A 19,626-nucleotide genomic window follows, 5' to 3' on the forward strand; every position below is an offset into this window, starting at 1 on the left:
CCGGGTCGGGGCCGCCCCTGCGGGTCAGTCGAGGGTGTAGGTGCTCGCGGAGAGGTCCCACGTCTCGCCGTTGAACACCTGCACCCCGAGCTCCCGGAACACGAACGGGTAGTCGGGGGTCGTGGTGATCGGCACGGTCCCGAGGTCGAGCTCGAGGCCGTCGAACGACGTCGCCGCGGCCAGCAGATCCTCGCGGGTGCAGCCGTCCATACCCACCAGCGCCGCCTCCAGCAGCTGCGCGGTCTGGTAGCCGGTGGCCGCGGGCGCGAGCATCGGATTGACCTCATCGGGGTGGGCGGCAGCGAACTCGGTCCAGGCGTCGAAGCCGGGATCGCCCGCCTGCGAGAGGTCGGTGATGTCGCGCGTGAACGCGATCGACACCGCGCCATCCGCGGCGCCGGGGCCGGCCGGCTTCAGGAAGAACGTGGCATCCGCCGATGTGGAGCTGATGATGGGCGTGGCATCCCATCCCAGCTCCAGCTTCTTCTTGAGCGACTGCGTCGTGAACGCTCCGGTGGCCCAGTTGAGGAACACGTCGGCGCCCGAGGACGCGAGCGCCGTTACCTGGCTGTCGACGGTCGCCGCGCTGAGCTCGTACGGCTCGGCCGCGACGAGCTCCACGTCGGTGCCCTCGAACGCGGCGTCGAAGCCCGCCCGGATGCTCTCGCCGAAATCGTCGTTCTGGTAGAGGATCGCGGCCTTCGCGCCCGGGTGCTCCTCGGCGATGTAAGCGGCGAGGGTCTCGACCTCGAACGCGTACTGCGGCAGGTAGGCGGTGGTCCACATCGTGTCGGTGTGCAGCGTCGGGATGGCGTCGCTGCCGGTGCCGGTGAACAGGTTCGGCACTCCGGCCTCTTCGATGAACGGCGCCACGCCGATCGCGGCGCCGGTGCCGAGCACGCCTGCCAGGGCGAACACGCCGCTCTGCTCGACGAGGGTGCGCACATTGGTCGAGGTCTTCGCCGGGTCGTACCCGTCGTCCATGATCTCCACCGTGACGTCGCGTGAGACGCCGTCGGCGAACTCCAGCCCGCCGGCGGCGTTGATGTCGTCGAAGTACAGCTTCATGGTCTGGGCGATCGCGCCGTAGGCGGCGGCGGGTCCCGAGAGGGCGATGCTGTTGCCGATCTTCACCTCGGTGTCGGTGAAGCCGGGGCTGCAGGCGGCAGCATCATCGTCGGTGTCGGCGACGGGGGCCGCTTCGCGTCCGGCGCAGCCGGAGAGCACGAGGGCGGCGAGGGTGCCGGCGACGACGGCCGGCGCGAGTCGGGTTCGGGTGGTGCGCAGGGTGGACATGATCATTCCTCCTCGAATGATTCGGGTGCTGCAGGCTTCGGGTGCGAACGGCGGACGGGTGGCGGGATCTCGACGGGGCGGTCGACGGCCCGTTCGAGCAGGAAGTAGTAGAGGCGGCCGGCGTCGGCGGCATCCCGGCCCGTCATCACGCCCAGCACCGCGTCGGGGGACAGGCGCGTGAAGTGGTCGATGATCGGCTGACCGTCGTAGCTCATCGACGCGGTGGGGATGCCGTCGTGGACCACCGTGCGCAGCATGGCGCCGCCGCGGGCGAGGGCGCGGTCGGCCGCGAGTGTGCCGTCGGGGCGCTCGCAGACGAGCGGGGCCACGTCGTCGGCGGAGGTGAAGAGCTTGCCGAACCAACCGCTCGCGGCCAGCAGTCGGTGCACGCGGTGGCCGGTGCTGAGGCCCTGACCGCGCCAGAGGCCCCGCAGCTGCGCGGGGGCGACGGCGGGCAGCGACCGCCACAGGTGCGGCAGGTCGTCCTCGCGCACGCGGCCCTCGCGCAACTGGGCGAGCAGGTCGCCCTTCACGGTCGGGGCGGGGTCGATGGCGGGGACCATGCGCAGCACCGGCTTGATCGCGGCGCCGGTGCGCACGGCGTCGACGGCGGCGGCGATCTCGGCGAACGGGAAGGCGGTGACCAGGCGCTCGACCGGCAGCCGGCCGGTGCGCCACAGCGCCGCGAGGAGCGGGATGTCGCGGGAGATGTCCGCGTCGCCCTCGATGACCCCGACGAGGCTGCGACCCCACAGCAGCCGGGACTGCGAGACGCTGATGCGATTGGATCCCGCCCGCAGGGCCACCGTCGCGCAGATGCCGTGCGGGGCGGCGGCGAGAAGCCCCGCGTCGATCGTCGACTGCACGCCGACGGTGTCGAGCACGTGACCGGCCTGCACCCCCGCGGCGGCGAGGTCGTCGGGGGTGAACGCCTCGGTGGCGCCGAGATCGAGCGCGAGCGCGCGGCGGTCGGCGGACGGCTCGCTCACGACGATGCGGGTGACCCCGCGGTGCCGGGCGGCCATGACGGCCGCGAGTCCCGTGGTCCCGGCGCCGAGCACGACGAGCGTGTCGCCCGGCCCGGGGCGCAGCACGTTGATGACGGCGCCGGCGCCGGTGAGGATGCCGCAGCCGAGCGTGGCCGCGACGTCCCACGGGATGTCGCGGTCGATGCGCACCGCGTTGGACTCGCGCGCCACGACGTGCGTCGCCCACGACGACTGCGCCATCCAGCCGGTGGTCGCCGCCCCCGCCTCGCCCACCGCGTCGGCTCGGGCGCCGTAGTTGAGTTCGGCGAAGCGTGCGCAGTACGCGGGATGGCCGGCGGTGCACGAGGGGCACTGCCCGCACGAGTCGAAGCCGAGCACGACGCGGTCGCCCGCCCGCACACCGGTCACGCCCTGGCCGATGCGCTCGACGATGCCGGCGCCCTCATGCCCGAACACGGCGGGGAAGCGGTCGCCCGCCGACCCGGCGATGCCGAACAGGTCGGTGGGGCACACCCCCGATGCGGCGATGCGCACCAGCAGTTCGCCCTGCCCGGGTTCGCGCACGGCGACGTCGGAGAGCGCGACGGATCCGCCGCGCTCGTGAACGAGCGCGGCCACGGCGGCTGTCATCTCTAGGCCGGTGCCAGCTCGCGGTCGGCTGCGCGCAGCGCCACCTTGTTCACCTTGCCGCCGGCGTTGCGCGGCAGCGCCGGTACGAGCACGAGGTCCTTGGGCTGCTTGAAGCGGGCCAGTTTGTCGCTGAGCCACTCCTGCAGCTCCTCGAAGGTCAGCCGCTGCTCGGGCATGAGGGCCACCGCCGCGACGGGAACCTCGCCCCAGCGCTCATCGGCGCGGCCGTAGATGGCGGCCTCGAGCACCTTCGGGTGGCCGGCCAGCACGTTCTCGACCTCGGCGCAGTACACGTTCTCGCCACCGGAGATGATCATGTCCTTCTTGCGGTCCACGACCCAGACGAAGCCCTCCTCGTCCTGGCGCACGAGGTCGCCGGAGTGGAACCACCCGCCCTCGAACGCCTCCGCCGTCTCGGCGGGTTTGCGCCAGTAGCCCTTCATGAGGTTGGGGCCGCGGTAGAGGATCTCCCCCACCTGGCCACGGGGGACGTCGTTCATCTCGTCGTCGACGACGCGGTACTGCAGTGTCGGGATGGGCTTGCCCACCGAACCGAGCTTGCGCAGCGAGTCCTCGCCGCTGAGGGCGCAGGTGATCGGCGTCATCTCGGTCTGGCCGAACACGGCGACGTTCGTGGCATCCGGGAACGTGTCGGCCATCTTGTGCAGCAGCGTGTCCGAGGCGGGGGCGGCGCCCCAGCTGATGATGCGCAGATGCAGGTCGCGGTCGTGCACCGTCGGGTCGGCGCAGATGACCTGCCACTGCTGCGGCACATTGAACACGACCGTGGCCCGTTCGCGCTCCCAGGCGTCCAGCAGCTCGGTGGGGTTGAACGCGCCGAGCGGATGCATGACCGTCGGGATGCCGATGACGAAGTTCGGCGCGATCGAACCGAGCCCGGCGATGTGGAACAGCGGCGCCGTCATGAACGCGATGTCGTCCTCGTCGAAGGTCTGGTTGACCCGCAGGAGCGTGAGCGACTGCGCGAACAGGTTGACGTGGTCGAGCATGGCGCCCTTGGGGCGGCCGGTGGTGCCGGAGGTGTACATGATGAGGCAGGTGGTGTCCTCGGGGACGTCCGGGGCCTCGAAGTCGCCGGCATCCTCGGCGATGAGGTCGGCGAACGACTCCTGCCCTTCGCCGGCCTCCCCGATGACGATGACCCGGCTGATGCGGTCGGTGACCTGCGCGACCGCGCCCACGAGCGGCGCGAGCGCCTGCTCGACGATGAGCACGTCGGCGTCGGCGTCGTCGACGATGTAGGCGATCTCGGGCGGGCTGAGACGGATGTTGATCGGCACCGCGATGGCGCCGATGCGGTTGATGCCGAACACCGCCAGCACCACCTCGGTGCGGTTGAGGGTCAGCAGCAGCACCCGGTCGCCGGCCTTCACGCCGCGCCGCTGCAGGGCGGCGGCGAAGGCGTCCATGCGATCGCGGGTCTGCCGCCACGTGGTGACCTCGCCCAGGAACTTGAAGGCGGTGGCATCCGGCTTCATCTCGGCATGGGTGGCCACCTGGTTCATCCAGTGGTTGCGGCGCGCAGCGGCGGGAATGGCGCTGGGAATCTGATCGGTCATCGGGTCGTCCCTTTTACGTCGTCGTAAGGCTGCCGCAACGCTGCGGCCGGGCTTGGGATGAGTATGCCAGGCACTGCGCGCGTTGTCACCACTTTTTGTTAACAGAGATTCACATTCGGGAGCCGCCGAAGTGAACCGACGATCACGTTTGGCGATGTGCGCGGCGATAGACTGCGGGGATGACCGTCGCCGAGGACCCGATGCGCCCGCGCACCCGGCCCCGCGACCGCAAGCGCCACATCGAGCAGGCCGCGGCACTGGCCTTCGCGCGGCAGGGCTACCACGCCGTCAGCATGCAGGACATCGCCGTGGCGGTCGGAATCTCGGCTCCGGCGCTGTACCGCCACTTCCCCAACAAGTACGCGCTGTTCGTGCGCACCGCGATGACGCTGGCCCATCGGCTGACCGAGGCCACCGACGCGGCGGCATCCGCGGCGCTCGAGTCGGCGGCCGACGCGAAGGCCATGCTCGACGAGCTGCTGGATGCCGTCATCGCCACGACCGTCGAGCTGCGGGCCACCGGCGGGATCTACCGCTGGGAGGGGCGTTACCTCGACCGTCCCGACCGCGCCGCGCTGACGGCGGAGTTCCTGCTGCTGCGCGCGCGGTTCGAGGCCGCACACCGCTGCTACCGGCCCGAGGTGGGCGACGAGGACCGCCGCGTGCTGGTGCTGGCGGCGCTGAGCGTGGTCGCGAGCATCACCGCGCACCACACCGTCGTCGCCGCGCGGACGCTGCGCGGACTGCTCAAGACCGCGGCCTGGCGTGCGCTCGACGGCGACCTGTCGATCGAGGGTCCGTCGTGGGAGCCCGCGCCGCCCGCGGTGCACGCCGCCGAGGGGCGGCGCGAGCGGCTCATCGACTCGGCCGTGCGGCAGTTCGCCGCCCGCGGCTACAACGAGGTGACGATCGAGGACCTCGCCGTCGAGGTGGACCTCACCCCGTCGGGGGTCTACCGTCACTTCGACGGCAAGCCCGCGCTGCTGCTGGCTGCCTGCGACCGGGCGGCGGTGGAGCTGGAACGCTCCGTGCTGCAGGCGCGCGAGTCGGCATCCATACCGCTCGAGGCGCTTCAGCGACTGTGCCGTGTGTACGTGGCGCACAGTTTCGCGCACCGCTCGCTCATGCGGGTGTATTTCTCCGAGCTCGGCAACCTCGCGCCCGAGCAGCAGCGGCGGCTGCGGGCGCTGCAGCGGGCGCATGTGGCCGACTGGGTCGCGCTGCTTCAGGCGGTGCGACCCGAGCTCGGCGGTCGCGAGGCGGCCGTGCTCGTGCACGCCGGCCTCGGCGTCGTCGCCGACCATGTGCCGCTCGCGGCGTCGTCCGATGTCCTCGCCCAACGCCGGCTGACGCGCCTCGTGGAGATCGTGCTCGGCGTGGCCTGAGTCGCGGCATCCGGTCGCCGTGTCGTGTCGTGCTGGTCGGCGGCATCCGTCGCCGTGGTTCGCCCGAAGTGGCGCGGATGCCATCGGGCGGCGCCCCGGGAACCCCCACGCCTCGGCATCCGCCATGTTCTCGGTCATCGCCACTTCTTCGGACCGGTTTCGGCGCTCCGGTCCGAAGGACCGGCTTTCTCCGAAGAAGCGGCGGGGCGGATGCCGAGGGCGGCGGGTCAGCGGCCTTTGCCGTGCAGCATCGGGATCATCTTGGCGACCAGGTGCATGTCGCGCTCGCTGCGGTGCATCGTGAGGAGGTTCAGCGCGGCCTTGCGGGTCTGCCGGGCGACCGACTTCGGAGAGGCGAACTCGCGCAGGCCGTCGGCGCCGTGGATGCGGCCGAAGCCCGACCCGCGCACGCCACCGAACGGCAGCGACGGGATCGAGGCGAAGCCCAGCACCGAGTTGATCGTGACGACGCCCGCTCGCAGCCGCGCGGCGACGGCCTCGCCGGTGCGCGCATTGCGGGTGAAGACCGCGGCGCCGAGGCCGTACGCGGTGTCGTTGGCGCGGGCGATGGCCTCGTCGAGGTTCGCGACCGCATTGACGACCACCGTGGGGCCGAAGGTCTCCTGCTGCACGGCGTCGGCGTCTTCGGGGACGTCCACGAGCACGACCGGCGACACCCGGCGGCCGTCGACCGACTCCGCGCCGCCCAGCACGGCGCGACCGCCGCGGGCGACGGCGTCCTGCACGTGCCCCGCGATGACCTCCGACTGCGAGCCGAGCGTGAGCGGGCCGTAGGAGGGGTGGTCGCCGTCGAGCCGCAGGCGCTCGGCGCGCTCGACGATCTTGGCCACGAGGGCCTCGTGCACCGGGCGCTCGGCGTACACGCGCTCCACGCCGACGCACGTCTGGCCGGCGTTGCCCATCGCACCGAACACGACGAAGTCGGCGGCGGCGTCGAGGTCGGCATCGGCCGCGACGATGAGGGCGTCCTTGCCGCCGCACTCCGCCACGAGCGGGGTGAGGGTCTCGGCGCACGCGGCCATGACGCGCTTGGCGCTGGCCGTCGACCCGGTGAAGGCGACCTTGTCCACGCCCGCCCGCACGAGGGCGGCGCCGGTGTCGCGGTCGCCCGTGGCCACCTGGAAGACGGGCCGGTCGCACACCTCGTTCCAGCGCGCCTCGATCCACCGGGCGGTGCCCGGGGTGAGCTCGCTCGGCTTGAACACGATCGCGTTGCCCGCCGACAGGGCGTAGGAGATCGACCCCATCGGCGTGTAGAGCGGGTAGTTCCACGGGCCGATGACCCCCACGACGCCGTAGGGCTCGTAGCGCAGCGTGGCGCGCTGGTTGTAGTTGATCAGCCCCGCCTTCATGCGCCGCGTGCGCAGCACCCGCTCGGCGTTCTTGGCCGCCCAGTCGAGGTGGCCGAGGGTCAGCATGACCTCCAGCAGCGCGTCGCCGCTGGGCTTGCCGGTCTCGCGCGAGATGACCGCCGCGAGCGATGCCGCATCGCGCGCGATCGCGCCCTTCCAGGCCAGCAGCACGCGGCGGCGGCCGTCGAAGCCGAGTTCGGCCCACCAGTGGGCCGCCTCGCGGGCGACGGTGACGCGCTGGGCGACCTGCGCGGCATCCTCGAGGGCATAGCTGTCGATGACCGATCCGTCGCGCGGATCGTGGGTCGGGTATGTAGTGGCCTGATCGCCGCCTGCAAGGATCGTCATGATCTCGCCTTCCGCTCTCCGTTGAGCATAAGTGAATCGAGATTCACACTAGGCCCGCGCTCGTGCCCGCACAAGGGGCGGATGCGGAGATTTTCGAATCGTCATTAGAATGATCGGCGGAGGTGCCATGACGCAGGAAGCGCCGTCGAAATCGGTCCGTACCAGGGAGCGCATCCTCGATGCGGCCGCCGAGGTGCTCAGCCGCAAGGGGTATGCCGGCACCCGCCTCACCGACGTGGCCGAGGCCGCCGGCGTGCAGGCGCCCGCGATCTACTACTACTTCGCCTCCCGCGACGACCTCGTCGAAGAGGTCATGTGGACCGGCGCCCACCGCGTGCGCGCCCACCTCGAAGAGGTGCTGGCGGCGCTGTCGGCCGACACCGAGCCGCGCGACCGGCTGCTGGTCGCCGTCGAGGCGCACCTGCGGTACGAGCTGCAGATCTCCGCGTACACGACCGCCGCCGTGCGCAACGCCGGCCAGGTTCCCGAGCACCTGCGCGAGCGCCCCGCTGCGGAGGAGAGCGCCTACAGCCGCCTGTGGCGCGAGCTGTTCCGTGATGCGCAGGATGCCGGTCAGCTGCGGGCCGACCTCGACATCAACGTCTTCCGGCTGCTGCTGCTGGGCTCCATGAACTGGGCCGTGGAGTGGTGGAACCCGCGCACCCGGTCGCTGGACGACCTGGTGCGCGCGACACAGGACATGGTGCGCCACGGCACCTTCGCGCACCCCTGAGCGGGCACCGGAACAGGACATGTGCCCGGCGTAGGACGAATCCACGTGGATCGGTCCTACCGCGAGCACATCCCCTACCCGCGGCGCGGCGCGGCGCGGTGCGGTGCGCGGTGCTCAGCCGAACGCGGCCAGCCGCGCGGTGAGCACGTCCCGCGCCTGTGCGACGGTGCGGCGCACCACCTCGCCCGCGGTGGGGATGTCGCGGATGATCCCCTGCACCTGCCCGACCGTCCAGATGCCGGCATCCAGGTCGCCGTCTTCGAACACGCGGCGCCCCCGCGCGCCCGCCACGAGCGGCTGCACGTCGGGGAACCGCCCACCCGCGGCGAGGATCTGCACCACCTCGTCGGAGACGGCGTTCTTGGCCACCCGCGCGGTGTTGTGCAGGCTCCGGAAGATGAGGTTGGTGTCGAGCTCGGATGCCGCGACGATGCGTTCCTTCACCGCCTGCGCGATCGGCGACTCGACGGTGCACATGAAGCGCGAGCCCATGTTCACCCCGTCGGCGCCGAGGGCGAGGGCCGCCGCGAGCCCCCGGCCGTCGGCGAACCCGCCGGAGGCGATGAAGGGGATCTCCAGCGCGTCGGCGGCCGCCGGGATGAGCACGAGGCCCGGCACGTCGTCCTCGCCGGGGTGACCGGCGCACTCGAAGCCGTCGATCGACACCGCCGTCACGCCCACGCTCTGGGCCTTCAGGGCGTGCCGCACCGACGTGCACTTGTGGATCACGCGGATGCCGGCATCGCGGAACATCTCCATGTGCGGCTCGGGGCTCGATCCCGCCGTCTCGACGATCGTGACCCCCGCGTCGATGATGGCGCGCCGGTACTCGTCGTACGGCGGCGGGGTGATCGACGGCAGGATCGTGAGGTTCACTCCGATCGGCTTGTCGGTGAGCGTGCGGGCGCGCTCGATCTCGGAGACGAGGTCGGCGGGCGTGGGCTGGGTGAGCGCGGTGATGATGCCGAGCCCGCCCGCCTCGGACACCGCCGCGGCGAGCTCGGCGCGGCCGACCCACATCATCCCGCCCTGCACGACGGGGTACTCGATGCCGAGCGCCTCGGTGAAGCGCGTGCGCAGCCGCGGCGTCGCCGTGACTGCGGCGGTGGTGGCCGTGTCGCTCATCGGTACTCCTCGCCGGCCTCGGCCCGCGCCACGAGCGACGCCGGCGGGGTGAAGCGCTCGCCGTAGGTCGCGGCGAGTTCGCGGGCCCGCGCGACGAAGCCGGGGAGCCCCCCCTCGTACTGGTTGACGTACTGCAGCACCCCACCGGTCCAGGCGGGGAAGCCGATGCCGTAGATCGAGCCGATGTTCGCGTCGGCGACCGAAACGAGCACGCCGCTGTCGAGGCAGTCGATCGCATCCAGTGCCTCGGCGAACAGCATCCGCTCCTGCAGGTCCTTCAGCGGGATGTCGGTGCGGCCCGAGCCGTACTTCTCGCGCAGGCCCGGCCAGATGCCGACCCGCTTGCCCGTTTCGTCGTAGTCGTAGTACCCCGCGCGCGCCTTGCGGCCGGGGCGGCCGGCCTCGTCGACCATCCAGTCCACGACCGCCTCGGACGGGTGTTCGACGTAGGTCTTCCCCTCCGCCTCCTCGGCAGCCCTGGTCTCGATGCGGATCTTCTGCGTCAGCGACAGGGTCAGCTCGTCCTGCAGCTGCAGCGCGCCGGCCGGGTAGCCCGCCTGCAGGGCGGCCTGCTCCACCGATGCCGGCTCGACGCCCTCGCCGACGGCCGCGACGGCTTCGCCGATGAGCTTGCCGATGACCCGGGACGTGAAGAATCCGCGAGAGTCGTTCACGACGATGGGGGTCTTGCGGATCTGCTGCACGTAGTCGAACGTCTTCGCGAGCACCTCGTCGCCGGTGTTGTCGCCGCGGACGATCTCGACGAGCGGCATCTTGTCGACCGGGGAGAAGAAGTGGATGCCGATGAAGTCCGACCGCCGTTTCACACCTTCCGACAGCAGGGTGATCGGCAGGGTCGACGTGTTGGACCCGAGCACGGCATCCGGCTTCACGATGTCCTGGATCTCCTGGAAGACCTGCTGCTTGACCGGCACCGATTCGAACACCGCCTCGATGACGAAGTCCACACCGGCGAAGTCCGCCGGGTCGCCGGTCGGGTGGATGCGGTCCAGCAGCGCCCGGCTGCGTTCCTCGGTGGTCTTGCCGCGGGCGAGCGCCTTCTGCTCTAGCCCCCGCGCGTAGTCCTTGCCCGTCTCGGCGGCCTCGGCCGAGACATCCTTGAGGACGACCTCGATGCCCGCCTTGGCGGAGACGTACGCGATGCCGGCGCCCATCATCCCCGCCCCGATGACGCCGACCTTCGTGGCGGTGAACCGGGGGTAGCCCTCCGGGCGGCTGCCGCCGGAGTTGATCTCCTGCAGATCGAAGAAGAACGCCGTGATCATGTTCTTCGCGACCTGGCCGTGGGTCAGCTGCACGAGGTAGCGCGATTCGATCGTCGACGCGGTGTCGAAGTCGACGTACGCACCCTCGACCGCAGCGGCCAGTGCCGCACGGGGAGCGGGCATGGGCGCACCCTTGAGCTGCTTGCGCAGCATGGCCGGCAACGCCGGCAGCATGCTTGCGACCCCGGGGGAGGTGGGTGCGCCGCCGGGGAGACGGAAGCCCTTGGCGTCCCACGGCTTCACGGGCGCCGGGTTCGCGGCGATGAAGGCGCGCGCCCGGGCGTCCAGCTCCGCCGCGGGGGCGACCTCGTCGACGATGCCCACCGCCAGCGCGTCATCCGCGCTGAAGCGGGTCGCCGGCAGGATCACTTCCTGCAGGGCCCGCTGCAGTCCCAGCATCCGCACCAGGCGGGTCACGCCGCCGCCGCCGGGGAGCAGCCCCAGCGACACCTCGGGCACCCCGAACCGGGCGCCCTTGGCGTCGGATGCCGCGATGCGGTGGTGGCAGGCGAGCGCCACTTCCAGGCCGCCGCCCAGCGCCGTGCCGTTCATCGTCGCGACGACCGGCTTGCCGAGCTTCTCCACGCGGCGCAGCAGCGCCTTGACGTGCTCGATGTGCGCGGTCTCCTCCGCCGATCTGGCGGGGTCGGCGGCACGGAGCAGATTCAGGTCACCGCCGGCGAACCAGCTGCGCTTGGCCGAGGTGAGGATCACCCCGGCGATGTCGTCCCGCTCCGCCTCGAGCCGGTCGACCGTCGCCTCCAGCGCCGACACGAAGTGCGGGTTCATCGTGTTGACGGCGCTGTCCGGGTCGTCCATCGTCACGGTGACGACGCCGTCGGCATCCTTGTCCCAGGCGTATCCGGTGTACACGGCGATGTTCTCCTCGGTCGACATGCTCAGACCCTCTCGATGATGGTGGCGATGCCCATGCCGGCGCCGACGCACAGCGTCGCGAGGCCTCGGCTCAGGTCGCGACGCTCGAGTTCGTCGAGCAGCGTGCCCAGGATCATGGCTCCGGTCGCTCCCAGCGGGTGGCCCATCGCGATGGCGCCGCCGTTGACGTTGACCTTGTCGTCGGGGATGCCGAGGTCCTTCTGCCACTTCATGACGACGGCGGCGAAGGCTTCGTTGAGCTCGAACAGGTCGATGTCCTCGACGGTGAGTCCGGCGCGGTCCAGCGCCTTCTGCGTCGCCGGGGTCGGGCCGGTCAGCATGATGGTCGGCTCGGAGCCCGTGACGGCGGTCGCGATGATCCGCGCCCGGGGGGTCAGGCCCGCGGCGCGGCCGGCTGCGGCGGAGCCGATGACCAAAAGCGCTGCGCCGTCGACGATGCCGGAGGAGTTGCCCGGGCCGTGGATGTGCTCGATCTTCTCGACCCAGTGGTACTTCTGCAGCGCGACGGCGTCGAAGCCGGCCTGCTCGCCGATGCCGGCGAAGCTCGCCGGCAGCCGGCCGAGCGATTCGACGGTCGAGTCGGGGCGGCGGTGCTCGTCGTTGTCGAGCACGACGACGCCGTTGACGTCGCGCACCGGGACGACCGACCCCGCGAACCGGCCTTCGCGCCACGCCGCGTCGGCGCGTTGCTGGGAGCGCACCGCGAAGGCGTCGACGTCTTCGCGGCTGAAGCCCTCGGTCGTGGCGATGAGGTCGGCGCCGATGCCCTGCGGCACGAAGTAGTTGTCGTAGCCGGTGGTCGGGTCCTGCGCGTACGCGCCGCCGTCCGAGCCGATCGGCACGCGCGACATGGACTCCACGCCGCCGGCGAGCACGAGGTCTTCGAATCCGGATGCCACCTTCTGCGCGGCCAGGTTGACCGCTTCCAGCCCCGAGGCGCAGAAGCGGTTCACCTGCACGCCCGCGACCGATTCGGGAAGCCCGGCAACGAGCGCCGCGGTGCGGGCGATGTCGCCGCCCTGCTCGCCCACGGGGGACACGACACCCAGCACGATGTCGTCGATCGCGGACACGTCCAGGTTCGGGTTGCGCTCGCGCAGCGCGTCGATCAGGGTGACGACCAGGTCGACGGGCTTGGTGCCGTGGAGGGCCCCGCCCTTGTTCTTGCCGCGCGGCGTGCGTACGGCGTCGTAGATGTATGCGTCGGCCATGATGCCTTCCTTCTCAGAGCCCGAGCTCGCGGCCGACGATCTCTTTCATGATCTCGGTCGTGCCGCCGTAGATGGTGGTGATGCGGGAGTCGAGGTAGTCCTGGGCGATGCGGTACTCCTGCATGTAGCCGTAGCCGCCGTGCAACTGCAGGCAGCGCCCGACGATCTGGACGTACTGCTCGGTCGTCCAGAACTTCGCCGCCGCGGCATCCGTCGCCGACAGCTCTCCGGCGCAGTGCTGGCGGATCGCGCGGTCGATGTAGGCGCGGCTGACCGCCGTCGCCGTGGTCATGTCGGCCAGCTCGAACCGGGTGTTCTGGAACGAGCCGATGGGCTTGCCGAACGCTGTGCGCTCCGTCACGTAAGCGAGGGTACGCTCGAGCACCCCTTCGCTGGAGGCCACTGCGCCCGCCGCGATCGACAGGCGCTCCTGCGGCAGGTTGCGCATGAGGCCGAGGAACCCGGAGCCCTCGGCGCCCAGCAGGTTGGCCGCGGGGACCCGCACGTCCTCGAACACCAGCTCGCTGGTGTCCTGCGCGTGCAGTCCGATCTTGTGCAGATTGCGACCTCGGGAGAACCCGGCCATGCCGGATTCGACCACGAGCAGGCTGAGCCCCCGGTGCGGGTCGGGCGAGGTGCGCACCGCCACGGCGACCAGGTCGGCGTTCTGTCCGTTGGAGATGAAGATCTTCGAGCCGTTGACGATGTAGTCGTCGCCGTCGCCGTCGCGGATGGCGGAGGTGCGGATGCCGGACAGGTCGCTGCCGGTGCCCGGCTCCGTCATGGCGATCGCCGTGATGAGCTCGCCTGCGGCGATCCCGGGCAGCCACCGCTGCTTCTGCGCCTCGTCGGTGAGGTCGGTGAAATAGGGGATCACGATGTCGTTGGACAGGGCGATGCCGGCCATGCCGCTGGAGACGGGGTTGCGGGCCAGCTCCTCGGCCATGATCGCGTTGAAGCGGAAGTCGTCCGCCCCGCCGCCGCCGTACTCCTCGGGGACGGCGAATCCGAGGATGCCGGCCTCGGCGGCCGCCGTGAACAGTTCGCGGTCGACCGCTCCCTGCTCGTCCCACCGCTCGACGTGGGGCTTGGCGTGCTTCTCGACGAAATCACGCACGATGTCGCGGAAAGCCTCGTGCTCTTCGTCGTACAGATCGCGGGTCAGCGCCATCGCTCGTCCACCTCTCGGCCGCTTCGATGCGGCGAATGTTTTTATTATGCATTAGAAATAGCACAACGCAACTCAGGTCCAACGCCGAGGATACGGCTTGCGGTCGACAAGGTCTTTAATCAGGATTAGACAAATTCGCTCATCGAAGGAGATGCCATGCCGGATGCCGCGTTGCAGGGGCGCGTCGCGCTGATCACCGCCGCCAGCCGGGGGATCGGACGGGCGATCGCCGAGCGCCTGGCCGCCGACGGCGCGTTCGTGTGCTTGACCGCCCGCAGGGCCGAGGGCCTGGACGAGGAGGTCGTGGCGATCGGCCGCGACCGCGCGATCGCGGTGGCCGGCGCCGCCGATGACCCCGCCCACCGGGAGGAGGTGTTCGCGCGCATCGAGGAGGAGTTCGGGCGGCTGGACATCCTGGTCAACAACGCCGGGATCAACCCCGTCTTCGGGCCGCTGGCCGGGCTGGACCTGGATGCCGCGCGCAAGATCCTCGAGGTCAACGTCATCGGCACCCTCGCCTGGACCCAGGCGGCGCTGCGCAGCGGGCTCGGCGCGCAGTCGGAGCAGGCGGCGGTGGTCAACCTCGCCTCGGTCACCGGGCAGGTGCCCTCGCCCGGCATCGGCTGGTACGGCGTCAGCAAGGCGGCTGTGGCCCACCTCACCCGCACGCTGTCGGTGGAGCTGGCCCCGCGCGTGCGGGTCAACGCGGTGGCCCCGGCGGTCGTGAAGACCCGCTTCGCGCGGGCACTGTACGAGGGTCGAGAAGAGGAGGTGACCGCCGACTATCCGCTCGGCCGGCTCGGCGTCCCCGATGATGTGGCCGCAGCGGTCGCCTACCTCTGTTCGGACGGCGCCGCCTGGGTGACTGGCCAGGTGCTGACCCTCGACGGCGGACTGCTCAACGCGGGGGGAACGGCATGAACGCGGCATCCATCGATCTCGTCGCCCGCACGCGGGCGTTCGTGCGCGACGTGGTGATCCCCGCCGAGCCGGCGTGGGGCGAGACGCTGCGCGAGGACGCACTGGCCGCACTGCGCGCCGCCGCGCGTGACGCCGGCGTGTATGCCCCGCATGCGCCGGTGGAGTACGGCGGGCTCGGGCTGGCGCTGCCGGAGTGGTCGCCGGTGTTCCAGGAGGCGGGGTACTCGCCCATCGGGCCGGCGGCGCTCAACTGCATGGCGCCCGATGAGGGCAACATGCGCCTGCTGGAGGTCGTGGCCGGCCGGGAGCAGAAGGAGCGGTATCTGCGACCCCTCGTGCAGGGCGGCATCCGCTCGGCGTTCGCGATGACCGAGCCGCACCCCGGTGCCGGATCCGACCCGGAGGCGCTCGCGACGACCGCGCGGCGCGTGGACGGCGGCTGGGTCATCGACGGCGAGAAACGGTTCATCTCCGGCGCCGAGGGCGGAGCGTTCGCGATCGTGATGGCACGCACCGAGGCCACGGGGGAGTTCGGCGCCGGTGCGACGATGTTCCTCACGCCGCTGGATGCCACCGGCGTGCGGGTGGGCCCGGGGATCGGAACGATCGAGGCGGCGATCGCGGGCGGGCACCCGCACGTGGTCTTCGACGGGGTGTTCGTCCCCGACGCCGACGTGCTGGGGCAGCCGGGCGAAGGCTTCCGCTATGCGCAGGTGCGCCTGGGGCCGGCGCGGCTGACCCACTGCATGCGGTGGCTCGGCCTGGCCCGCCGCGCGCACGACATCGCGCTGGACCGCGCCGCGAACCGGCAGCTGTTCGGTGCCCGGCTGGGGGACCTGGGGCTTGCCCAGGCGCTCATCGCGGAGAGCGTGATCGACCTGGAGACCACGGATGCCCTCATCGACAAGGCGGCGCGCGTGCTCGAGGCGGACCCCCGCGCCGGTGCCGCACTGTCGTCGGTGGCCAAGGTGCACGCCTCCGAGGCGGTGTACCGCGTGATCGACCGGGCGGTGCAGCTGTGCGGCGGTGACGGGGTGAGCTCGGGGCTGCCGCTGATCCAGTACCTCAACGAGGTGCGGCCCTTCCGCATCTACGACGGGTCCAGTGAGACGCACCGCTGGGCGATCGCCCGGCGCGCGATGCGTGCCCGCGACCGGGAGGTCGCCGCGGGCGAGCCGCGCCGCGACCGTGTCGACCCCGGGGCGTCGCGGTGACCGCCGTCGGCCGGCCGCGCCGCGACGTCGTGGCCGCGGGGGAGCGGCCGTGAGCGCGGCGCTGGGCGCGTGCGTCCGGCCCGTGGCCGTGGTCGTCGCCCCCGGTTCGGGGCGCGTATCGGGTACCGAAGCCGGTTCCCGGGGGGTTTGGGGCGCGTATCGGGCAACGGGTGTGGGGTCGGTGGTTGCTCGCGCCGGGGTGGGGCGCGTATCGGGTACCGAAGCCGGTTCTCCCGGGGTTTGGGGCGCGTATCGGGCAACGGGTGTGCCCGAACCGCGGTTCGGGGCGCGTATCGGGCGCCCGGCCGCGGTGCCGACCGCGGTGTCCCGCACAGCCCCGGGGGTGGCGCGGTGAGCGCGGTTGGCGGCGCCGACATCGCGCGCACCCGCGCGGAGGCGAACCGGATGCCGCTGCCGCCGCTCCTGGTGATCGATCCGCTCCGCGAGTATCTGGCATCCGTCGGGCTCGACGGAGCCGGCGAACTTCACGCGCGACGCATCGGCGACGGACACTCCAACGTCACGTTCGCGATCGAGGTGGCGGGACGCCGCCTGGTGCTGCGCCGCGGACCGCGGCCCCCGCTGCCGCCGACGACCCACGACATGCTGCGCGAGGCGCGCGTGCAGCGGGTGCTCGCCGGTGCCGGCGCGCGCGTGCCCCGCATCGTCGCGGTCTGTGACGACCCCGCTGTGCTCGGAGGGCCGTTCTACGTCATGGAGCACCTCGACGGCGTCGTCGTGACAGACCGCATGCCCGCCCACCTCGACGATCCGGCCGCGCGACGCGAGATGGTGTTCGCGGCCGTCGACGCGCTCGCCGAGCTGCACGGCGTGGATGCCGCGGCCGGCCCGGTCTCGACCCTCGGGCGCCCCGACGGCTACCTCGCCCGGCAGGTCGACCGGTTCGCCGCGCTCTGGCCGACGGTGTCGCGCCGCGTGCTCCCTACCGTCGACGCGCTCGCCGATTGGCTCGCGGCCCACCGGCCGGCGTCGCTGCGCGCGAGCGTGGTGCACGGCGACTACCGCATCGGCAACCTGATGTTCGAGCCCGCGGCGCCCGTGCGGGTGCAGGCGATCCTCGACTGGGAGATGGCGACGTTGGGTGATCCGCTCGCCGACCTCGGGTACATGGTGGCCACGTATGCCGAGTCAGGGGCGGTGGCCACGCCGCTCGAGCTCACGCCCGTGACTCGCGGCGACGGCTTCCCGTCGCGGGCGGACCTCGTCGATCACTACGTCGAGCGCACGGGCGCCGACGTGGCGGCGCTGGCCTGGTACCAGGTGCTGGCGCTGTGGAAGGCGGCGGTGTTCTGCGAGGCGATCCACACCCGCTGGCTCGACGGCGAGCGTCCGGGGGACGCCTTCGCTCCGACGCTGGAGCGTGGTGTGCCGGTGCTGCTGGGGGAGGCGGCGCGGCTGGCGGGGATCGCGGGGGACGCGCGGCGCTGACACGATGAACGCCGCCGCCCCGCTGCAGCGAGGTGGCGGCATCCGTGTCGGCGGTCTGTCACGTCCGCGGCTAGGAGATCTTGCGCTTGTAGATGTTCATCGCCAGGACGAAGGCGACGATGAGGATGCCGACGCACCACGCCAGCGCGACCCAGATGTCCGTGCCCACCGGCTCCCCGGCGAACAGGGCACGAGTGGTGTCGACGATGGAGGTGACCGGCTGGTGCTCGGCGAACCAGCGCACCGGGGCGGGCATGGTCTCGGTGGGCACGAACGCGGAGCTGATGAACGGCAGGAAGATCAGCGGGTATGAGAAGGCGCTGGCGCCGTCGACGGTCTTCGCCGACAGCCCCGCGATCACGGCGATCCAGGTCAGTGCCAGGGTGAACAGCAGCAGCATGCCGATGACCGCGAGCCACTCCAGCACCCCTGCTCCGGTGCGGAATCCCATGATCAGCGCGACGCCGACGACGATCACGAGCGAGACCGCGTTGGCGACCATCGATGTCAGTACGTGGCCCCACAGCACGCCGGAGCGGGCGATGGGCATGGACTGGAACCGCTCGAAGATGCCGCCCTGCATGTCCAGGAACAGCCGGTACGCGGTGTATGCGATGCCCGAGGCGATCGTGATCAGCAGGATGCCGGGCAGCATGTAGTCGATGTACGACTCGGGGCCGACGTCGATCGCTCCCCCGAAGACGTAGACGAACATCAGCATGAGGGCGATCGGGGTGACGGCCGTGGTGATGATCGTGTCGGGGCTGCGCAGGATGTGGCGCAGCGACCGGCCCGTCAGCACGGCGGTGTCGCCGAGGAGGTGCGTGGTCATGAGCGTTCCCTACTGGTGGGCGCCGGCGCCGTGGCCGGAGCGGTGGCATCGCTGCCGATGATGGCGAGGAAGACCTCCTCGAGGGTGGGCTGCTTTTCGACGTATTCGACCTTCGCCGGCGGCAGCAGCTTCTTCAGCTGTGCCAGCGTGCCGTTCGCGATGATGCGGCCCTGGTGCAGGATCGCGATGCGGTCGGCGAGCTGTTCGGCCTCGTCGAGGTACTGCGTGGTCAGCAGCACGGTGGTGCCGCCGCGGGCGAGCGCGCGCACCGCCTCCCACACCTCGAGCCTCGCCTCGGGGTCGAGCCCAGTGGTGGGCTCGTCGAGGAAGATCACCGGCGGGTCGCCGATGAGGCTCATCGAGATGTCCAGCCGTCGCCGCATGCCGCCGGAGTAGGTCCCGGTCTTGCGGCCTGCGGCATCGGTGAGCGAGAAGCGGGCCAGCAGCGCGTCGGCGATCGCGCCCGGGTCCTTCATGTGCCGGAGCTTCGCGATCAGGATCAGGTTCTCCCGGCCGGTGAGGACCTCGTCGACGGCGGCGAACTGGCCGGTGAGGCTGATCGATTCGCGCACCGCGGCCGCCTGCCCGACCACATCGGCACCGTTGACCGTCGCCGTGCCGGCATCCGCCTTGAGCAGCGTCGAGAGAATGCGCACGACCGTGGTCTTGCCGGCGCCGTTCGATCCCAGGAGGGCGAAGATGCTCCCGCGTTCGACGTCGAAGTCCACGCCCCGCAGCACATGCAGGTCCTTGAACGACTTCTCCAGTCCCGCCACGCGGATGGCAGGAGTCTGTGTGGCGGTCATGACTCCGCTTCCTTTCCGGCGGTGTCGCCGGTCACGGCGTCGATGGCCTTGACCAGTCGGGCACGCTCCTTGTTGATCCACTGCCCGGCGGTGTAGTTGCGCATGAACTCCTCGGCGAACTCCACCGGGTCCTCGCCGACGATCGCGCGGATCGGCGTGCCGTCGGCCGCAGCCCGCTCGAACAGATCGGCGAGGTCGCCGAGCATCGCGACCAAGATGTCGCCCTTGGTGATCGAGCCGTAGTACATGAGGTAGCGCTCCAGTGCCGCGGTGGCGGTGCGGTAGTCCGCGGGCAGTTGCGCCACGCGTGCCTTGTACTGCTTGTACTGCTTCTTCTCTTCGATCGGTCCGGTGACCTTTTCGATCCAGCCTGCGGCCAT

16 protein-coding genes are annotated in these 19,626 nt (G+C 71.2%); 5 read left to right on the forward strand and 11 right to left on the reverse strand.

Annotation, left to right across the window (positions count from 1 at the left end):
• Nucleotides 1-24: 24 nt before the first annotated feature.
• The 3 genes from ACFVR6_RS02040 to fadD5 are packed head-to-tail and all read right to left on the reverse strand — an operon-like array spanning nt 25 to nt 4,495.
• Nucleotides 25-1,296, reverse strand: a complete 1,272-nt coding sequence (locus ACFVR6_RS02040) for an ABC transporter substrate-binding protein (RefSeq protein ID WP_386958331.1) — start codon at nt 1,294-1,296, stop codon at nt 25-27.
• Between the two features lie 2 nt (nt 1,297-1,298).
• The gene (locus tag ACFVR6_RS02045) at nt 1,299-2,903 is read right to left on the reverse strand and encodes an alcohol dehydrogenase catalytic domain-containing protein (protein WP_386958333.1); all 1,605 of its coding nucleotides are present in this window, start codon (nt 2,901-2,903) and stop codon (nt 1,299-1,301) included.
• A gap of 14 nt (nt 2,904-2,917) precedes the next feature.
• Entirely contained in the window at nt 2,918-4,495 is a 1,578-nt protein-coding gene (fadD5, locus tag ACFVR6_RS02050) for a fatty-acid--CoA ligase FadD5 (RefSeq protein WP_386958335.1), read from the reverse strand.
• A gap of 179 nt (nt 4,496-4,674) precedes the next feature.
• Here fadD5 and ACFVR6_RS02055 point away from each other — a divergent pair, with 179 nt between their 5' ends.
• Nucleotides 4,675-5,880, forward strand: coding sequence for a TetR/AcrR family transcriptional regulator (locus ACFVR6_RS02055; protein WP_386958337.1), 1,206 nt, complete (start codon nt 4,675-4,677; stop codon nt 5,878-5,880).
• Between the two features lie 227 nt (nt 5,881-6,107).
• Here the strand turns inward: ACFVR6_RS02055 and ACFVR6_RS02060 are convergent, their stop codons facing one another.
• Nucleotides 6,108-7,601 (reverse strand): aldehyde dehydrogenase family protein, encoded by a 1,494-nt coding sequence (locus ACFVR6_RS02060; protein WP_386958339.1) that lies wholly within the window; start codon nt 7,599-7,601, stop codon nt 6,108-6,110.
• A 127-nt stretch (nt 7,602-7,728) separates the two neighbouring features.
• Here ACFVR6_RS02060 and ACFVR6_RS02065 point away from each other — a divergent pair, with 127 nt between their 5' ends.
• Nucleotides 7,729-8,334, forward strand: a complete 606-nt coding sequence (locus tag ACFVR6_RS02065; RefSeq protein ID WP_386958341.1) for a TetR/AcrR family transcriptional regulator — start codon at nt 7,729-7,731, stop codon at nt 8,332-8,334.
• A gap of 114 nt (nt 8,335-8,448) precedes the next feature.
• On the opposite strand, the gene ACFVR6_RS02070 is transcribed toward ACFVR6_RS02065, so the two are convergent.
• Genes ACFVR6_RS02070 through ACFVR6_RS02085 form a run of 4 tightly spaced genes read right to left on the reverse strand, consistent with a single transcriptional unit; the run spans nt 8,449 to nt 14,024 of the window.
• A complete protein-coding gene (locus tag ACFVR6_RS02070) occupies nt 8,449-9,459 on the reverse strand; it encodes an NAD(P)H-dependent flavin oxidoreductase (protein ID WP_386958342.1) in 1,011 nt (336 codons plus the stop codon).
• Nucleotides 9,456-11,642, reverse strand: a complete 2,187-nt coding sequence (locus ACFVR6_RS02075; protein ID WP_386958343.1) for a 3-hydroxyacyl-CoA dehydrogenase NAD-binding domain-containing protein — start codon at nt 11,640-11,642, stop codon at nt 9,456-9,458. The genes ACFVR6_RS02070 and ACFVR6_RS02075 overlap by 4 nt, the downstream gene beginning before the upstream one ends.
• A 2-nt stretch (nt 11,643-11,644) precedes the next feature.
• The gene (locus tag ACFVR6_RS02080; protein ID WP_386958345.1) at nt 11,645-12,853 is read right to left on the reverse strand and encodes an acetyl-CoA C-acetyltransferase; all 1,209 of its coding nucleotides are present in this window, start codon (nt 12,851-12,853) and stop codon (nt 11,645-11,647) included.
• Nucleotides 12,854-12,866: 13 nt separating this feature from the next.
• Nucleotides 12,867-14,024, reverse strand: a complete 1,158-nt coding sequence (locus ACFVR6_RS02085) for an acyl-CoA dehydrogenase family protein (RefSeq protein ID WP_386958347.1) — start codon at nt 14,022-14,024, stop codon at nt 12,867-12,869.
• A 156-nt stretch (nt 14,025-14,180) separates the two neighbouring features.
• On the opposite strand from ACFVR6_RS02085, the gene ACFVR6_RS02090 reads away from it, so the two are divergent.
• The 3 genes from ACFVR6_RS02090 (at nt 14,181) to ACFVR6_RS02100 (ending at nt 17,608) form a co-directional block, all read left to right on the forward strand.
• A complete protein-coding gene (locus ACFVR6_RS02090) occupies nt 14,181-14,945 on the forward strand; it encodes an SDR family oxidoreductase (RefSeq protein WP_386958349.1) in 765 nt (254 codons plus the stop codon).
• Nucleotides 14,942-16,159, forward strand: a complete 1,218-nt coding sequence (locus ACFVR6_RS02095) for an acyl-CoA dehydrogenase family protein (RefSeq protein ID WP_386958351.1) — start codon at nt 14,942-14,944, stop codon at nt 16,157-16,159. Before ACFVR6_RS02090 ends, ACFVR6_RS02095 begins: the two co-directional genes overlap by 4 nt.
• A gap of 351 nt (nt 16,160-16,510) precedes the next feature.
• On the forward strand, nt 16,511-17,608 hold the full coding sequence (locus ACFVR6_RS02100; protein WP_386958353.1) for a phosphotransferase family protein: 1,098 nt from the start codon (nt 16,511-16,513) through the stop codon (nt 17,606-17,608).
• 70 nt (nt 17,609-17,678) lie between these two features.
• Here ACFVR6_RS02100 and ACFVR6_RS02105 read toward each other — a convergent pair whose 3' ends face one another.
• The 3 genes from ACFVR6_RS02105 to ACFVR6_RS02115 are packed head-to-tail and all read right to left on the reverse strand — an operon-like array spanning nt 17,679 to nt 19,626.
• Nucleotides 17,679-18,440, reverse strand: coding sequence for an ABC transporter permease (locus tag ACFVR6_RS02105; RefSeq protein WP_386958354.1), 762 nt, complete (start codon nt 18,438-18,440; stop codon nt 17,679-17,681).
• The gene (locus ACFVR6_RS02110; protein ID WP_386958356.1) at nt 18,437-19,246 is read right to left on the reverse strand and encodes an ABC transporter ATP-binding protein; all 810 of its coding nucleotides are present in this window, start codon (nt 19,244-19,246) and stop codon (nt 18,437-18,439) included. The genes ACFVR6_RS02105 and ACFVR6_RS02110 overlap by 4 nt, the downstream gene beginning before the upstream one ends.
• A complete protein-coding gene (locus tag ACFVR6_RS02115; RefSeq protein ID WP_386958825.1) occupies nt 19,243-19,626 on the reverse strand; it encodes a DUF1048 domain-containing protein in 384 nt (127 codons plus the stop codon). Before ACFVR6_RS02115 ends, ACFVR6_RS02110 begins: the two co-directional genes overlap by 4 nt.

Origin of the sequence: Microbacterium sp. NPDC058021 (assembly GCF_042885955.1) — a bacterium.
Classification (GTDB): Bacteria; Actinomycetota; Actinomycetes; order Actinomycetales; family Microbacteriaceae; genus Microbacterium.

Excerpts from the sequence above, each read along its gene's own strand:
- ACFVR6_RS02090 (WP_386958349.1), top strand. The coding sequence starts at position 14,181 with ATGCCGGATGCCGCGTTGCAGGGGCGCGTCGCGCTGATCACCGCCGCC.
- ACFVR6_RS02110 (WP_386958356.1), bottom strand. The coding sequence starts at position 19,246 with ATGACCGCCACACAGACTCCTGCCATCCGCGTGGCGGGACTGGAGAAG.
- ACFVR6_RS02080 (WP_386958345.1), bottom strand. The coding sequence starts at position 12,853 with ATGGCCGACGCATACATCTACGACGCCGTACGCACGCCGCGCGGCAAG.
- ACFVR6_RS02105 (WP_386958354.1), bottom strand. The coding sequence starts at position 18,440 with ATGACCACGCACCTCCTCGGCGACACCGCCGTGCTGACGGGCCGGTCG.
- fadD5 (WP_386958335.1), bottom strand. The coding sequence starts at position 4,495 with ATGACCGATCAGATTCCCAGCGCCATTCCCGCCGCTGCGCGCCGCAAC.
- ACFVR6_RS02085 (WP_386958347.1), bottom strand. The coding sequence starts at position 14,024 with ATGGCGCTGACCCGCGATCTGTACGACGAAGAGCACGAGGCTTTCCGC.
- ACFVR6_RS02095 (WP_386958351.1), top strand. The coding sequence starts at position 14,942 with ATGAACGCGGCATCCATCGATCTCGTCGCCCGCACGCGGGCGTTCGTG.
- ACFVR6_RS02115 (WP_386958825.1), bottom strand. The coding sequence starts at position 19,626 with ATGGCCGCAGGCTGGATCGAAAAGGTCACCGGACCGATCGAAGAGAAG.
- ACFVR6_RS02065 (WP_386958341.1), top strand. The coding sequence starts at position 7,729 with ATGACGCAGGAAGCGCCGTCGAAATCGGTCCGTACCAGGGAGCGCATC.
- ACFVR6_RS02060 (WP_386958339.1), bottom strand. The coding sequence starts at position 7,601 with ATGACGATCCTTGCAGGCGGCGATCAGGCCACTACATACCCGACCCAC.
- ACFVR6_RS02075 (WP_386958343.1), bottom strand. The coding sequence starts at position 11,642 with ATGTCGACCGAGGAGAACATCGCCGTGTACACCGGATACGCCTGGGAC.
- ACFVR6_RS02040 (WP_386958331.1), bottom strand. The coding sequence starts at position 1,296 with ATGTCCACCCTGCGCACCACCCGAACCCGACTCGCGCCGGCCGTCGTC.
- ACFVR6_RS02055 (WP_386958337.1), top strand. The coding sequence starts at position 4,675 with ATGACCGTCGCCGAGGACCCGATGCGCCCGCGCACCCGGCCCCGCGAC.
- ACFVR6_RS02070 (WP_386958342.1), bottom strand. The coding sequence starts at position 9,459 with ATGAGCGACACGGCCACCACCGCCGCAGTCACGGCGACGCCGCGGCTG.